Raw genomic sequence first — 14,067 nt, forward strand, 5'->3', positions numbered from 1 at the left:
GAGAAGGGCGGAGGCCGGCATCGGCTCTCTCCGCTCCGATCGCCACGAGGTGTGCACAATCGGCGAAGTGCCGCCGATGTGCAGGGGAGGTCTCAGAGCTCGAGCGGTTCGAGGGGCTGGGTGTCTTCGAGAAGGTGCTCGGGAGTCGCGCGCGAGGGGGCGAGCGGGAACGTCACCGTGAACGTCGCACCTCCGCCGGGGCTCTCGTTCACCGTGACGTTGCCGTGCAGGGCCTTCACGATCGAGGCGACGATCGCGAGTCCGAGGCCCGATCCGCCGGTCTCGCGTGCTCGCGAGGTGTCCGCTCGCCAGAAGCGCTCGAAGATCTGATCGCGGATCTGCGGTGGTATTCCCTCGCCGTGGTCGACGATCGCGATGCTCCCGGTGCCGCGGACGCGGTCGGCGTCGACGACGATCTCGATCGGGCTCTCGTCTGGTGAGAATCGGCGTGCGTTGCCGAGCAGGTTCGCGACGACCTGTCGCACCTTGTTCTCCTCGCCCAGCACGATCGGCGGTGTGCGCACCGGCACGTCCTCGACCTCGCTGAAGTCGATCGCCGGCATCTCAGGAGCGCTGTTGCGCGCACGGCGGCGCAGCCGCGCCAGTGATGCCCGGGAGAGGCCGCGCGCAGTGGACGAGGGTGCGGCGGGCGACGGCAGCACGGGGCGTGTGATGGGAGCGGTGAGAGGCGCTTCGAGCGTCTTGTCGACGACGGTCACGGTGCGCCCCGGAGCAGCCGCCTGCACATCGAGGGCAGCGTCGCGGGCGACAGGGCGCAGGTCGATCGACGTGATCTCGGGTTCGCGCTCCTCGTCGAGTCGGGCGAGGGCGAGGAGGTCCTCGACGAGCACGCCCATCCGGATCGCCTCCTTCTCGATGCGCTCCATGGCGCGCGCCGTGTCTTCTTCGCCCTTGATCGCCCCCATGCGATACAGCTCGGCGTAGCCCCGGACGCTGACGAGAGGCGTGCGCAGCTCGTGGCTGGCGTCGCCGATGAAACGGCGCATGTGGCGCACGGTGCGGTCGCGCTGGGCGAGCGAATGGTCGGCGCGGTCGAGCATCGCGTTGATCGCCGCATTGAGCCGGCCGACCTCCGTCGTGGGCTCGAGGTCGGTCAGCCGCTGGCTGAAGTTGCCCGCCGCGATCGACATGGCGGTGGACTCGACCTGGCCGAGCCGACGGAAGGTCAGGGTGACGAGCCCGCGGATGAGGAGGGCCGCGATCACGATCGTGACGAGCGCCACCGTGACGTAGATGCCGAAGTACTGACTGATGATGCGGTCCGCTGCGGAGAGCGGCATGGCGACCAGCTGGATGCGCACCGCTCCGCCGCCGGAGCCCTGCGCGTTCGCGACGGCCGCGTGGAAGCTCGTGCCCTTCGTCCCCTCGAGCGGGATGATCACGTCTTGATTCGCCACGGCCTCCTGAAGCGAATAGCTGGCGGGGAAGAGCGGGGTGTCGCCGCCGTTCGCGCTCCCGGCGGTGGCCTGGAGGACCCCGGTGACAGGGTCGTATATCGCGAACGAGAAGTCCCGAGGCGTGTCGGTCTGCGTGTAGACGGTCTCGTCGCCCGAGGCGGTCACGTCGAAGTAGCGCGAGACGAGGTCCGTCGAAGCCAGCGATGTCAACTGCGCGTTGATGTTGTCGATCAGCGAGTTGCGCAGGAAGGGCGCGGTCCCGAGGCCTGCCACCAGCAGGCCCAGGGCGAGCACGCCGACGGTGACGCCCGTGACCTTGGCGCGCAGGCTGATGCCCCGCCACCAGCGGGTGACCGCGTCAGGCTTGTGCGCCATGCGGTCCTCCCATGGTCGACGTCTGTGAGGGGCGGTGGCTACTTGCCGACCTTGAGCATGTATCCGAAGCCGCGCTTGGTCTGGATGACCGATTCCTCGGTGTGCGGGTCGATCTTGCGACGGAGGTACGAGATGTAGCTCTCCACGATGCCGGCGTCGCCGTTGAAGTCGTACTCCCAGACGTGGTCGAGGATCTGCGCCTTCGACAGCACCCGGTTCGGGTTCAGCATGAGGTAGCGCAGCAGCTTGAACTCGGTCGGGCTGAGCTCGATCGACTCCTTGCCGACCTGGACGTCGTGCGTGTCCTGGTCCATCGACAGCTCGCCTGCCCGGATGATCGATTCCTCGTCGGCCTGCATCGTGCGGCGCAGGATCGCCTGAGCGCGGGCGACGATCTCGTCGAGGCTGAACGGTTTGGTGACATAGTCGTCACCGCCGGCGTTGAGCCCCTCGATCTTGTCCTCCGTGCCGTCCTTGGCCGTCAGGAAGAGGATCGGGGCCGTGAAGCCGGCGCCGCGCAGGCGCTTGGTGACGCTGAAGCCGTTCATGTCCGGCAGCATCACGTCGAGGATGATGAGGTCGGGCTCCTCTTCGAGGACGGCGGAGATGGTGGCGGCGCCGTTGGCCACCGTCTTCACCTGGAATCCGGCGAAGCTGAGACCCGTGGAGAGCAGGTCGCGGATGTTCGGTTCGTCATCGACGACCAGGATGCGGGCAGCTGTCATGTCCCCATTATGGTGACTTCGCACATGCAGATGCTGATTATCTGCCGGAGCGGCGAGGTCGGGGGTGTCAGGCGGCGATCGCGTCGGCGTCCATGATCGTGTAGCTGTACCCCTGTTCGGCGAGGAATCGCTGTCGATTCTGTGCGTAGTCCTGGTCGATCGTGTCGCGCGCCACGAGCGTGTAGAAGCTGGCGGTGTGACCCGACTGCTTGGGCCGCAGCAGCCGCCCGAGCCGCTGGGCTTCCTCCTGCCGCGAGCCGAACGAACCCGACACCTGGATCGCGACCGAGGCCTCAGGGAGGTCGATCGAGAAGTTCGCGACTTTCGAGACGACGAGAAGCTGGATTTCGCCGACGCGGAACTGCCGGTAGAGCTCCTCGCGCTCGTCGACCGGCGTCGCACCCGTGATCTGCGGCGCGTCCAGCGCCTCCGAGAGGGTGTCGAGCTGGTCGAGGTACTGGCCGATCACGAGGATCCGCTCGTCCGGATGCTTCGCGATGAGCTCCTTGACCGCGTCGATCTTCGCTGGGGCCGATGCCGCCAGGCGGTACCGCTCGTCGTCGGTCGCCGCCGCGTACTCGAGCCGATCGCTCGGCGGTAGGTCGACGCGCACCTCGTAGCAGGCGGCGGGGGAGATGAAGCCCTGCGCCTCGATCTGCTTCCATGGGGCGTCGAAGCGCTTGGGCCCGATGAGGCTGAAGACGTCGCCCTCGCGCCCGTCCTCGCGCACCAGCGTGGCTGTCAGGCCGATGCGTCGACGGGCCTGCAGGTCGGCCGTGAGCTTGAACACGGGGGCGGGGAGCAGATGCACCTCGTCGTAGACGATGAGTCCCCAGTCGAGGGCGTCGAGCAGTGCGAGGTGCGCGTACTCGCCCTTCCGCTTCGCGGTGAGGATCTGATAGGTGGCGATCGTGACCGGCCGGACCTCCTTGGCCTGGCCCGAGTACTCGCCGATCTCCTCCGGAGTGAGCGAGGTGCGTTTGAGCAGCTCGTCTCGCCACTGCCTCGCCGACACGGTGTTGGTCACGAGGATCAGGGTGGTGGTCTTTGTCGCCGCCATCGCACCTGCTCCGACGATCGTCTTTCCCGCGCCGCAGGGAAGCACCACGACGCCGGAGCCGTCCTTCGAGAACGCGTCGACGGCATCCTGCTGGTACGGCCGGATCTGCCAGCCGTCCTCGTCGAGGTCGATCTCGTGCGGGGTGCCCGGGGTGTACCCGGCGAGGTCTTCGGCGGGCCAGCCGATCTTCAGCAGCTCCTGCTTGATCTGGCCGCGCGCCCAGGCGTCGACCGCGTAGACGTCGGGGGCCGGGTGTCCGATCAGCAGCGGCTGGATGCGCTTGTTGTTCGCGACCTGCGTGAGCACGGCCGGGTCGCTGGAGCGCAGGATCAGGGTGCCCTCGTCGTCGCGCTCGATCACGAGGCGCCCGTAGCGGTTCACCGTCTCGCGCAGGTCGACGGACACCGAGGGCGGCACCGGGAACCTCGACCAGCGCTCGAGGGTATCCAGCATGTCCTCAGCGGTGTGTCCCGCGGCTCGGGCGTTCCACAGGCCGAGGCGGGTGATCCGATAGGTGTGGATGTGCTCGGGGGCGCGTTCGAGTTCGGCGAAGATCGCGAGCTCGTGGCGGGCGCTCTCGGCATCCGCGTGGGCGACCTCGAGCAGGACTGTGCGATCGCTCTGGACGATCAGAGGGCCATCAGACATAGCTGTCCAGTTTACTGCGCGACGATGGTGGCGGATCGGATGCTGGACACGGGAAGCGTCCGCTCCACGTCGGCGGCCCGGTCCCTGCCGCGCAGACGTCCTCCGCCGAGTCCTGTGGCCTCCATGATCAGCTCTCTGGTCGATCCGTCCGGCATCCCGACGACGACCTTGAGTACGGCGTGCGCTCGTACGGCCGCATCGAGTTCTCTGTCGAGCCATGCGGCATCCGCGTCTGGGCCCTGATGCGCTCGTAGGGCCCCGATCAGCGCCGAGTAGTCGGGGAACGGTGTGGCCGAGGGGGCCAGCGGATGCCGGTCGCTTGCGATGGCTTGTCCGTTCTCGTCGACCAGCGTCGCCGGGTAGCGTGCATCGGTGAGCGCCCAGTAGACCGTGTCGCGCCCCACGCGCGAGGTGATCGACCCGACGTGCTTCGTGAGCCCCAGGGGCCGTAGCGCCTGATCGACGGCGATCGCCTCGATGAGGTTTTGATCGACGCTGTCGATGCGCGTCCGGCCCGTCTCCAGATCCGTCGACACCCGTACCAGTCCGTGACGTTGCGCGGTCTGGGCGACCAGATAGTGCAACGGCTGAGGGATGCCTGTCAGAGTGATCCCGCTGAGGAAGTCGAGGATCGATTTCTCCGTCTCGCCGGCGACGACGCCGCGGGCGATCGACTCGCCGGTGAACCGGTAGGACGAAGCCTGAGCTGCGGATTCGCGATCGGCGATCGTGCGCAGTCGCACGTCGAGAGCGGGGGCGAGGGGCCCGGGGGAGATCGCCGTGAGGTCGTTCTGGAGGAAGATCCGGTCGACCTCCGCAGGCAGAAGCGCGGTGAGTTCGCGGGCGTCGGGCTCGGCCCCCGCTCGCATCGGCGCCGACCAGGCGGGCTCTGATCCGTCGTCCGCGATGACGGCGAGCAGCCGGGCGCGTTCGCGCAACGCGGCGCTGCGCTCGGGCCAGGCCGGGTCCCAGGGATAGGCCGAGGGCCACGCGGATGGTGCGGTCCAGCCGCCGGAGGGCGAGCGGATGCCGCGCGGCATCGAGTCGTGGAAGCCTCCGACGAGCGCGCTCCAGCGTTCCGCCACCGAGAAACGCAGCCACTGCTCTGCGGCGGCGGTCGTGCCCATGCGCTTTCCGTCGGCGGCGGCGAGGCCTGCGTCGACCGCCAGTTGGACGAGGGAGTCGACGGACTCCGCCGGGATGCCGTTCTCGGCCAGCTGCTTCTTCTCTCCGGCGCTCACGGTGCCCCCGGAGAGAAGTGTCAACGGCTTGTCGCGCGCGTGCAGCAGCAGGTCGGCGACGGCAGCCACCGTGGTGAGGGCGCGCTCGGCGGCGTGCGCCGCGGCGTCCTCCGTCGAGGCGCGGGGGATGCTGTCCTGCGGTGGTTGCGGAACCGGGCGGTCGCGCACTGCGGCCGTCACGGGCGGAAAGGGCGCTCCGTCGGTCTGCAGCAGACCGAGCGCGATGAGCGCGGTTCGCTGCCGTCCGGCATCCGCTCCGGAGGCGGCCGCGAAGAGCGCCGAGGCCTCTGCGGATGTGAGCGTCGGCAGTACGCGGTTCAGGGCCGAGGGCTCCAGAAGCGCTTCTGCAGCGTCGAAGAAGTCCTGCCAGCCGACGTCCGGGCGAATCCCGCGGGCTCGGAGGAGGGCGATCAGCTCGTCATCGCTCGCCGCGGCCAGCCATTCGGCCAGCGGTCGGGCGTGCGTGCTCATGTGTGATTCCTCAGGATCGCGATGCCGCGCGACCCTTCCGTACGAAGCTCATGATGAGCAGCGTGACGATCAGCACGAAGGCGAGCGGAGGACCCCAGTACAGGATGCTCGCGATGAACGGCCAGGCGCCTTCCGCGAAGGCGGCTTCGTCCATGCCGTTCGCGGTGCCGATCATGATCGAGACGAATCCGAGGATCGAGGCGGCGATGAGGCCGAGCGCAGTGAACGCGAGGATGCGGTCCACCCTGCGGATCTCGGGCTCTGAAGTCGGCGTGCTCATCCTTCTCAGCCTAGTGCGTCGGCGACCGCTAGGCTTGAGGAGGGCGCTCCGTTCGAGCGCGCCATATCTCCACACCGACTCAGCGAGGTTTCTCCCATGCCCACCGGCAAGGTCAGGTTCTACGACGAAGACAAGGGTTTCGGCTTCATCGCCACCGATGACGGTCAGGACGTCTTCCTGCACGCATCAGCCATGCCTGCGGGTACGGCGGTGAAGGCGGGCGCTCGCGTGGAGTTCGGTGTGGCAGACGGCAAGCGGGGCCTGCAGGCGCTGTCGGTGCGGGTCCTCGAGGCCCCGCCGAGTCTCGCCAAGGCGAAGCGCAAGCCGGCCGACGACATGGCGATCATCGTCGAGGATCTCGTGAAGCTGCTAGACGGAATGGGCGCAGATCTGCGCCGCGGCCGGTACCCCTCCTCCAGCCACAGCCGCAAGATCGCGGCCGTCCTGCGCAAGGTCGCCGATGACCTCGACGCCTGACGCCGACCAGCGTCTCCTCGATGCTCATGATCTCGCGCTGAATGCGCTGCGTGAGATCACGCCGGCCTCGTCCATCGGCCCTGCCGCGGGCTACCTGCTCGAAGACGACGGCTCGGTGTCGCTGCGCTTCGCGAACCGCCTGCCCGGGTACCCGGGGTGGTACTGGACCGTCACGGTCGCCCGCGTCGACGACGAGGAGCCGACCGTGCTCGAGGTCGAACTGCTCCCGGGTGACGGGGCGCTGCTGGCGCCCGAGTGGGTGCCATGGGCCGAGCGGCTCGCCGAGTACCGCGCCCATCAGGTGGAGCTTGCCGAGCAGGCCGCAGCTGCCGCCGCCGACGAGCTCGACGATCTCGTCGCGGCTGAGGCGGAGGGTCTCGACGACGATGACCTCGACGACGACGACGATGATGATGACATCGACGACGACCTGCTCGACGGTGACGAGCCGCGCGCTCTGCACGCGGGTGATCTCGACGGCGTGGACATCGATGAGCTCGACGATTCGGCCGTAATGGACGATGACGAGTCGGATGACGATGAAGGCTTCGACGACGACGAGTCTGATGATGACGAGTCTGATGACGACGATGACGATTCCGACGATGACGACGAGTCGGACGATGACGAGTCGGACGCTGCCGCGAGGGACTCCGACGACGAGGAGTGACCTCCCGTCAGCCACCTGACAGCAGGCAGCCGCGCCCGCGGGTGCGGGAGGGGCGCGCCTCGGAGCACCCGCTCTCCGGATGCGGGCTCCGGTGCGTGAATCAGCCGCGCTGATCGTTCGGCACGCGAAGAAGCGCTGACAGCGTGCCGTGGGGAACTCCACGGCACGCTCGCGTGTCAGGCGCCGGTGTTCTCCAGGACGTAGTCGAGAGAGCGGGTGAGCTGACGCACGTCGTCAGGTTCGATGGAGACGAACGTCGCCACCCGCAGCTGGTTGCGGCCGAGCTTTCGGTACGGTTCGGTGTCGACGATGCCGTTGGCGCGCAGAGTCTTCGCGACAGCAGCGGCATCCACGGTCTCATCGAAGTCGATCGTGACTACCACGGGGGAGCGGTGCGCGGCATCCGCCACGAACGGCGTCGCGACCGGGTTGGCCTCCGCCCAGTCGTACAGCACGCCGGAGGATTCCGCTGTGCGGGCCGCAGCCCACCCCAGCCCGCCGCCTGCGAGGATCCAGCGGAGCTGGCTGTCGAGCAGGTGCAGCGTCGTGAGGGCCGGGGTGTTCAGCGTCTGGTTCAGGCGGGAGTTGTCGACCGCGTTCTTCAGACTGAGGAACTCGGGGATGTAGCGGTCGGATGCCGCGATCCGCTCGATCCGCTCGATCGCCGCGGGGGACACAGCGGCGAACCACAGGCCGCCGTCGGATCCGAGGTTCTTCTGCGGTGCGAAGTAGTAGACGTCCGCCTGCGCGGCATCGAAGTCGATGCCGCCCGCCGCGCTCGTCGCGTCGATGACGGTGAGCGCACCTGCCGCCGCGATGCGCTCGATCGGGGCGGACACGCCGGTTGAGGTCTCGTTGTGCGGCCATGCGTACACGTCGACGCCGTCGACGATCTCGGCCGCGACGCGCGATCCGGGCTCGGCCTTGCGGACGTCGGGGGCCTGCAGCCAGGGCGCCGCGGCAGCCGACGCGAACTTGCCGCCGAACTCGCCGAAGACGAGGTTCTGGCTGCGCTTCTCGATGAGGCCGAAGGCCGCAGCATCCCAGAACGCCGTGGAGCCGCCATTGCCCGTGATGATCTCGTAGCCGTCGGGAAGGCGGAAGAGGGTCGCGAGCTGCTCGCGAACGCTCCCGACCAGGTTCTTCACCGGCGCCTGGCGATGCGAGGTGCCGAGCACGCTCGCGCCCGCGGCGAGGAGCGCATCGAGCTGCTCCGGCCGCACCTTCGAGGGGCCGCATCCGAAGCGGCCGTCTGCGGGCAGGAGGTCACGGGGAATCTCGATCGCCATGGGTCGATTCTAGGGTGCGCGGCCGGCGGGGTTTCGCCGCGTGACGCGCCGATGTCCCTGCAGGAATGTAGGCTTGCCTAAGAAGACCCGGAGGGCCAGATGACCGACTTGATCGACACCACGGAGATGTACCTCCGCACCATCCTCGAACTCGAGGAGGAGAACATCGTGCCGCTGCGGGCGCGCATCTCCGAGCGTCTCGGGCACTCGGGTCCGACGGTGTCCCAGACCGTGGGCCGCATGGAGCGCGACGGACTCGTCGTCGTGTCCGAAGACCGCACGCTGGAGCTCACCGACGCAGGGCGGCGCAAGGCCGTCGACGTCATGCGCAAGCATCGTCTCGCCGAGCGCCTGCTCTCCGACGTGATCGGGCTCGACTGGGCATACGTCCACGAAGAGGCCTGCCGCTGGGAGCACGTGATGAGCGAGCAGGTCGAGCGGCGGCTGGTGGAACTCCTCGGTCATCCGACCGAGTCGCCCTATGGCAACCCCATCCCCGGTCTCGACCAGCTCGGGGACCTGCCCGCACGCACGTTCGACGAGGGCGTCATCGGTCTCGTGCAGAAGCTGACTGCGGCGGGCGAACCCATCGAGGGCACAGTGCGCCGTCTCGCCGAGCCTGCGCAGGTCGATCCGGAACTGCTCGAGCAGCTGCGCGATGCGGGCGTCATGCCCGGAGCGAAGGGCGACTACCGCTTCAACGAGGGGTACGTCCTCATCCAGATGGAAGGCAAGGAAGAAGGGCTCGAGCTTCCCGTCGAACTGGCCTCGCACATCTTCCTCGTCGGAGAACCCGCCTGACCTTCGACCCCTCCGCGAACCTGCTCCCCGGCGATTAACAGCTTTGCAGGGTGACACGATCGTTATCTTCCGGTAACCTCGGACAGGTCGCCAGCGAAGAAGCCCGCTGGCGGTTACCCGCGATGGTCGCCTTTCAGGCTCGTCGTCTTCGCGGTGAAAACGCACAAAGTACCCCGAGCTACATTCGTGCCACGAGAAGCAGAGTGCCGACGAGCCAGCGCTACCCGAGCGTGCAGGCCCTGGAGGACATGATTTTGGCCGCAGACATCGAATCGCCCGCGAACACAACCGAAGACCGCTCAGTCGCCCGTCGTACGGGCGCTCGCACACCGGCCCGCAGCGTCATGAAGCCGCTCCGTTCCGTCGCGATCTTCGGCGCAGTGGGCGCTCTCGTCGCCGCCATCGCCCTTCCCGCGTACGCCCAGTCGAAGCCGGCCGAAGAGGCGACGACCCTTCAGCAACTCGCCGCCGTCGACGCCCAGTCCCTCATCGTGGCGTCCGAGGCGACGGCCGCCCCCCTCGTGCACGGGGCCTTCACGGCCACGACGCCTGAAGAGATCGAGAAGAAGAAGGCGGAAGAGGCCGCCGCAGCGCGCGCGGCTGCCGCGGCGTCCACCGCGTCCGCGTCCACTGGTTTCGACGTCAGCAAATACGCCCTGGTGTCGCCCGGCTCCGGCGAGGTGCGCTACCCGCTGCCGCAGGGATCGTACAACGTGAGCCGCACCCTCGGCAGCGGTCACAACGGCGCCGACATGGTGTGCCCCGCTCTCACCCCGATCTACGCCGCCGCCGCCGGTGTGGTCCGCGTCTCCTCCGAGAGCTATTACGGATACGGTGTGGGCGTCGTGATCGACAGCGTGGTGGGTGGACAGCGCGTCTCGACCACCTACGGCCACATGACCTATGGCACGCGTCAGGTCGAGGTCGGCCAGACCGTCGAGGCGGGCCAGCTCATCGGGCTCGTCGGCAGCACGGGCCACTCGACCGCTAACCACCTCCACTTCGAGGTCAAGATCAACGGCACGCTGGTCGAGCCGATCGGCTGGCTCGCCGCCAACGCCGGCTGATCCCCGGCATCCGTCGCGGACACGCCTCAGAGCGTTCACCCGGAGTTTCGCCCAGTCCACAGGGGAATGGGTTAGCCTGTTCCCGTTGTCGCACTGACGGGAGAGGCTGATGGAACAGATACCGAGCATCCGCACCATGGATGCCCTCGGTCGTCACGTCCTTCAGCATCGGCCGCAGGGACGCCACGGTGCTGCCGTGCGCGCAAGGCGCTGTCTCTAAGACGGCGCCTTTTTTCGTCCCTGCGATCGCTCTGCCGATTGCGCGGCCTCGTGTGAGTCGAGAGTGCCGGGAAGCCGTCCCGGCGGATCGAGAGGATGACGAATGCGCACACTGGTCCTGAACGCCGGATACGAACCGCTTGCGATCGTGTCTTTCAAGAGAGCCTTGGTCCTGGTCATGAACGACAAGGCCACGGTGATCGAGCGGGTCGATGACGATCCTGTCTGGGGGAGTCACGGCGTCTATGACAGGCCGGCGGTGATCATCCTCTCGCGGTACGTCCGGGTGCCGCTCAGCAGGCGGGTGCCGGTCACTCGACGCGGGGTGCTGCGTCGCGACAACCACCGGTGCGGCTACTGCGGCAAGGCGGCGTCGACGATCGATCACGTTCTGCCGCGGTCGCGCGGAGGGGCAGACTCCTGGGAGAACCTCGTCGCCTGCTGCCTGCGCTGCAACAACGTCAAGAGCAACCGCACTCCCCAGGAGATGCACTGGGAGCTGCGGTTCACGCCGCGTCCCCCGCACGGGACGTCGTGGACGGTGCGGGGGAGCGAGCGCAGCGATCCCCGGTGGGAGCCGTATCTCGCTCTCGCGGCGTGATCCAGTCGCTCAGCGCAGCGCGATGTCGAGGACCAGCTTCAGGACGATGCCGAGTGCACCGAGGACGATGCCGCCGATGGCCATGCCCGTGTAAGCGCCGTTGAACCCGCTGCCCGAGTTCTTCGCCGCAGCGTTCATGCGGATCGCCGTCACGCCCGTGCCGATGCCGACGATGCCGGCGATGTACGGCAGCAGGAAGATCGAGACGGCCCCGGCCACGAGCGAGATGATGCTCGAGGCCTTGGCCGAGTTCTTGGCTGCGGGCGGCGAGGACTGCGGGCCGGCGCCAGGGGCGCCGGGGTAGGCCGCTCCGGGATGCTGCGGTGGCTGGGCGGCGGGATACGAAGGCGTTTGCGCTGCCGGGTACTGCGGCGGCTGAGCCGCCGGCGGCTGGTACGCGGGCGGGGGCCCTTCCTGAGGCGCCGCTGCCGGTGGCACGACGGGCTCGCCGGCGGGCGGCGGAGCGTAGGGGTTGTGGTCTTCTGGCCTCGACGGATCTGTCATCGTCGTCCTCCTGGTCGTCGTCGAACGGCGGATGCCGCCGACGAACCCGAAGATACCGGATGCCGCCGCAGCAGCGGCCGCCGCCGCGGAACGTCGCCGGGATTCCTCTAAGCTTGTTGCAGGCCCTCGTAGCTCAGCAGGATAGAGCAGCCCTCTCCTAAAGGGCAGGTCGCAGGTTCGAATCCTGTCGAGGGCACGACGTCCGAAAGGGGTCGCCGGAGGCGGCCCCTTTCGGATGTCTAGTCTCCCTCGACAGAGGGGCCCCGTCGGCCGGAGGCTCGACGCGCCGCCCTCCCTCTCCACGTTCCCCGCCTACAGAACCCGCGGCGCGTCGAGTGGCCGATGGGGACGCGAGGGCACGACGTCCGTGCCCTCCACCGGACCCAGCCCCCAGCGGGGCACGACGTCCCATACGCCGCCGTGCGACCCCGGCTCCCCTCACGCCACCCCGACTCCCGCGACATGAGCCCCCGCCCGCATCACGGCCGCGAAGCTCGCCTCTAGCACCGATCGCGCACGGCCCGCGGCCCACCCGACCGCCGCCGCGCTGCGGTACTCCACCAGAGTGAGCGCGTCGCTTCCGGCACCGGAGCCGACGCTCGTCTGATGCAGGGAGAGCACCTCGAGGGCGATTCCGGCGGCTGCGAGAGCGGACACGAGGCTCTCGACGGGGCCGAGGTCGTCGGTCCGATGCGAGTGCTCGGCGTCGTCCACGCGCACGGTGACCTCCGTCTGCTCGTCGTCGATGCGGTAGTGCACGAGCTCCGGCCCTCGTGCCCCGAGCAGGTAGCTGCTCTCGAACAGCGCCCACAGCTCTGCGGCCGACAGCTCATCGCCGACGGCATCCGCGTGTTCCTGCACCCGGCGCGCGAAGTCGATCTGCAACCGCCGGGGCAACTCGACCCCGTACTCCGTCTCAAGCAGATAGGCGATGCCGCCCTTGCCCGATTGCGAGTTCACGCGGATGACCGCCTCGTAGCCGCGGCCGAGGTCTGCGGGATCGATCGGCAGGTACGGCACCCGCCAGGCCAGGTCGCGATCATCTGCGCCCTCGGCGGTCGCACGCGCCCGGTGCTCCGCGAACCCCTTGCGGATCGCGTCCTGGTGGGTGCCGCTGAAGGCCGTGTGCACGAGATCGCCGACGTACGGATGCCGCGGATGCACTTCGATGCCGTTGCAGTACTCGACGGTCCGCCGGATCTCGTCGATGTCGGAGAAGTCGATCTTGGGATCGACGCCCTGGGCGTGCAGGTTGAGCGCGAGAGTCGCGATGTCGACGTTGCCTGTGCGCTCGCCGTTGCCGAAGATGCAGCCCTCGACGCGCTGCGCTCCTGCCAGCACGGCCAACTCGGCGCACGCGATGCCGGTGCCGCGGTCGTTGTGCGGATGCACCGAGAGGATCACGCCGTCGCGTCGGGCGAGGTTGCGGTGCATGTACTCGATCTGGTCGGCGTAGACGTTGGGCGTGGCGATCTCGACGGTGGCGGGGAGGTTCAGGATGACGGGTCGTTCGGGTGTCGCATCCCACAGCGCGGTCATGGCGTCGCACAGGCCGAGGACGTAGTCGGGCTCCGTGAGGTTGAACACCTCGGGCGAGAACTCGAAGCGCACGTTCGGCCGGTCTCCGGCGAGCGCGAGCACGTCTTCTCCCGCCGCGAGGATCAGCTGCCTCAGCTCGTCTCTCGAGCGGCCGAGCACGACATCGCGCCACGTCGGCGCTGTCGCGGTGTAAACGTGGATGACCACGGGATTGCGGATGCCGTCGATCGAGGCGACCGTGCGTTCGATCAGATCGCGCCGCGCCGCGGTGAACACGACGATCGTGACGTCGTCGGGAGCGATGTCGCTCTCGGCGAGGAGCCGGACGAAGTCGAAGTCGGTCTGCGATGCGGAGGGATATCCGACCTCGATCTCCTTGTACCCCATGGCGACCATGAGTTCGAAGAAGCGCCTCTTCCTGGCGGGATCCATGGGCTCGGCGAGAGCCTGGTTGCCGTCGCGGAGATCCACGGGCACCCACAGCGGCGCCTGGGTGAGCCGGCGTGTCGGCCAGATCCGGTCTGTCAGCGGAAGCGGGACCCGGTCGTGGGCGGAGAGGTAGCGGTGCGAGGGCATCTGGGAGCCGCGCTGGCGGTTCCAGCTCGGGGCGTCGGAGGGCACGGGGCCGCTTGGCGTCGACAGGGTAGGGAAGGGGCGGGAGCTCATGGGTGAAGACGGTATC

13 protein-coding genes and 1 tRNA gene are annotated in these 14,067 nt (G+C 68.4%); 6 read left to right on the plus strand and 8 right to left on the minus strand.

Annotated elements, in window-relative coordinates; translation table 11 throughout:
- Nucleotides 1-92 precede the first annotated feature (92 nt).
- The 5 genes from ACI3KT_RS07625 to ACI3KT_RS07645 form a co-directional block, all read right to left on the minus strand.
- Nucleotides 93-1,793, minus strand: a complete 1,701-nt coding sequence (locus tag ACI3KT_RS07625; RefSeq protein ID WP_404903435.1) for a sensor histidine kinase — start codon at nucleotides 1,791-1,793, stop codon at nucleotides 93-95.
- 38 nt (nucleotides 1,794-1,831) lie between these two features.
- Nucleotides 1,832-2,518: a response regulator transcription factor gene (locus tag ACI3KT_RS07630; protein WP_292906405.1), complete on the minus strand. Its 687-nt coding sequence runs from the start codon at nucleotides 2,516-2,518 to the stop codon at nucleotides 1,832-1,834.
- A 67-nt stretch (nucleotides 2,519-2,585) separates the two neighbouring features.
- Nucleotides 2,586-4,226: a DNA repair helicase XPB gene (locus tag ACI3KT_RS07635; protein WP_307298309.1), complete on the minus strand. Its 1,641-nt coding sequence runs from the start codon at nucleotides 4,224-4,226 to the stop codon at nucleotides 2,586-2,588.
- An 11-nt stretch (nucleotides 4,227-4,237) separates the two neighbouring features.
- The gene (locus tag ACI3KT_RS07640) at nucleotides 4,238-5,938 is read right to left on the minus strand and encodes a helicase-associated domain-containing protein (RefSeq protein WP_404903437.1); all 1,701 of its coding nucleotides are present in this window, start codon (nucleotides 5,936-5,938) and stop codon (nucleotides 4,238-4,240) included.
- Nucleotides 5,939-5,948: 10 nt separating this feature from the next.
- On the minus strand, nucleotides 5,949-6,218 hold the full coding sequence (locus ACI3KT_RS07645) for a multidrug ABC transporter ATPase (RefSeq protein WP_292906399.1): 270 nt from the start codon (nucleotides 6,216-6,218) through the stop codon (nucleotides 5,949-5,951).
- Between the two features lie 96 nt (nucleotides 6,219-6,314).
- On the opposite strand from ACI3KT_RS07645, the gene ACI3KT_RS07650 reads away from it, so the two are divergent.
- Complete coding sequence (locus ACI3KT_RS07650; RefSeq protein WP_292906397.1) at nucleotides 6,315-6,695, plus strand: cold-shock protein; 381 nt, start codon at nucleotides 6,315-6,317, stop codon at nucleotides 6,693-6,695.
- The gene (locus ACI3KT_RS07655; protein WP_404903439.1) at nucleotides 6,679-7,365 is read left to right on the plus strand and encodes a DUF3027 domain-containing protein; all 687 of its coding nucleotides are present in this window, start codon (nucleotides 6,679-6,681) and stop codon (nucleotides 7,363-7,365) included. The genes ACI3KT_RS07650 and ACI3KT_RS07655 overlap by 17 nt, the downstream gene beginning before the upstream one ends.
- Before the next feature lie 176 nt (nucleotides 7,366-7,541).
- Here ACI3KT_RS07655 and serC read toward each other — a convergent pair whose 3' ends face one another.
- Nucleotides 7,542-8,654, minus strand: coding sequence for a phosphoserine transaminase (gene serC, locus ACI3KT_RS07660; RefSeq protein WP_404903441.1), 1,113 nt, complete (start codon nucleotides 8,652-8,654; stop codon nucleotides 7,542-7,544).
- Nucleotides 8,655-8,753: 99 nt separating this feature from the next.
- On the opposite strand from serC, the gene ACI3KT_RS07665 reads away from it, so the two are divergent.
- From ACI3KT_RS07665 to ACI3KT_RS07675, 3 genes are all read left to right on the plus strand, one after another.
- The gene (locus ACI3KT_RS07665; protein WP_292906391.1) at nucleotides 8,754-9,455 is read left to right on the plus strand and encodes a metal-dependent transcriptional regulator; all 702 of its coding nucleotides are present in this window, start codon (nucleotides 8,754-8,756) and stop codon (nucleotides 9,453-9,455) included.
- 203 nt (nucleotides 9,456-9,658) lie between these two features.
- Nucleotides 9,659-10,522, plus strand: coding sequence for a M23 family metallopeptidase (locus tag ACI3KT_RS07670; RefSeq protein ID WP_404903443.1), 864 nt, complete (start codon nucleotides 9,659-9,661; stop codon nucleotides 10,520-10,522).
- A 322-nt stretch (nucleotides 10,523-10,844) separates the two neighbouring features.
- The gene (locus ACI3KT_RS07675) at nucleotides 10,845-11,342 is read left to right on the plus strand and encodes an HNH endonuclease (protein ID WP_307298300.1); all 498 of its coding nucleotides are present in this window, start codon (nucleotides 10,845-10,847) and stop codon (nucleotides 11,340-11,342) included.
- A 9-nt stretch (nucleotides 11,343-11,351) separates the two neighbouring features.
- Here ACI3KT_RS07675 and ACI3KT_RS07680 read toward each other — a convergent pair whose 3' ends face one another.
- Nucleotides 11,352-11,846, minus strand: a complete 495-nt coding sequence (locus ACI3KT_RS07680) for a hypothetical protein (protein WP_404903445.1) — start codon at nucleotides 11,844-11,846, stop codon at nucleotides 11,352-11,354.
- A 122-nt stretch (nucleotides 11,847-11,968) separates the two neighbouring features.
- Between ACI3KT_RS07680 and ACI3KT_RS07685 the strand changes: the two genes are divergently transcribed.
- Nucleotides 11,969-12,042 (plus strand) — tRNA-Arg (locus ACI3KT_RS07685).
- 242 nt (nucleotides 12,043-12,284) lie between these two features.
- On the opposite strand, the gene ACI3KT_RS07690 is transcribed toward ACI3KT_RS07685, so the two are convergent.
- Complete coding sequence (locus ACI3KT_RS07690; protein ID WP_404903447.1) at nucleotides 12,285-14,051, minus strand: 2-isopropylmalate synthase; 1,767 nt, start codon at nucleotides 14,049-14,051, stop codon at nucleotides 12,285-12,287.
- Nucleotides 14,052-14,067: the final 16 nt, after the last annotated feature.

Origin of the sequence: Microbacterium sp. ZW T6_19 (genome assembly GCF_044987465.1) — a bacterium.
GTDB classification, from domain to species: domain Bacteria; phylum Actinomycetota; class Actinomycetes; order Actinomycetales; family Microbacteriaceae; genus Microbacterium; species Microbacterium natoriense_A.

Bases quoted from the DNA above. Each gene is read 5' to 3' on its own strand.
- ACI3KT_RS07625 (WP_404903435.1), bottom strand. From the start codon at position 1,793: ATGGCGCACAAGCCTGACGCGGTCACCCGCTGGTGGCGGGGCATCAGC.
- ACI3KT_RS07630 (WP_292906405.1), bottom strand. From the start codon at position 2,518: ATGACAGCTGCCCGCATCCTGGTCGTCGATGACGAACCGAACATCCGC.
- ACI3KT_RS07635 (WP_307298309.1), bottom strand. From the start codon at position 4,226: ATGTCTGATGGCCCTCTGATCGTCCAGAGCGATCGCACAGTCCTGCTC.
- ACI3KT_RS07640 (WP_404903437.1), bottom strand. From the start codon at position 5,938: ATGAGCACGCACGCCCGACCGCTGGCCGAATGGCTGGCCGCGGCGAGC.
- ACI3KT_RS07645 (WP_292906399.1), bottom strand. From the start codon at position 6,218: ATGAGCACGCCGACTTCAGAGCCCGAGATCCGCAGGGTGGACCGCATC.
- ACI3KT_RS07650 (WP_292906397.1), top strand. From the start codon at position 6,315: ATGCCCACCGGCAAGGTCAGGTTCTACGACGAAGACAAGGGTTTCGGC.
- ACI3KT_RS07655 (WP_404903439.1), top strand. From the start codon at position 6,679: ATGACCTCGACGCCTGACGCCGACCAGCGTCTCCTCGATGCTCATGAT.
- serC (WP_404903441.1), bottom strand. From the start codon at position 8,654: ATGGCGATCGAGATTCCCCGTGACCTCCTGCCCGCAGACGGCCGCTTC.
- ACI3KT_RS07665 (WP_292906391.1), top strand. From the start codon at position 8,754: ATGACCGACTTGATCGACACCACGGAGATGTACCTCCGCACCATCCTC.
- ACI3KT_RS07675 (WP_307298300.1), top strand. From the start codon at position 10,845: ATGCGCACACTGGTCCTGAACGCCGGATACGAACCGCTTGCGATCGTG.
- ACI3KT_RS07680 (WP_404903445.1), bottom strand. From the start codon at position 11,846: ATGACAGATCCGTCGAGGCCAGAAGACCACAACCCCTACGCTCCGCCG.
- ACI3KT_RS07690 (WP_404903447.1), bottom strand. From the start codon at position 14,051: ATGAGCTCCCGCCCCTTCCCTACCCTGTCGACGCCAAGCGGCCCCGTG.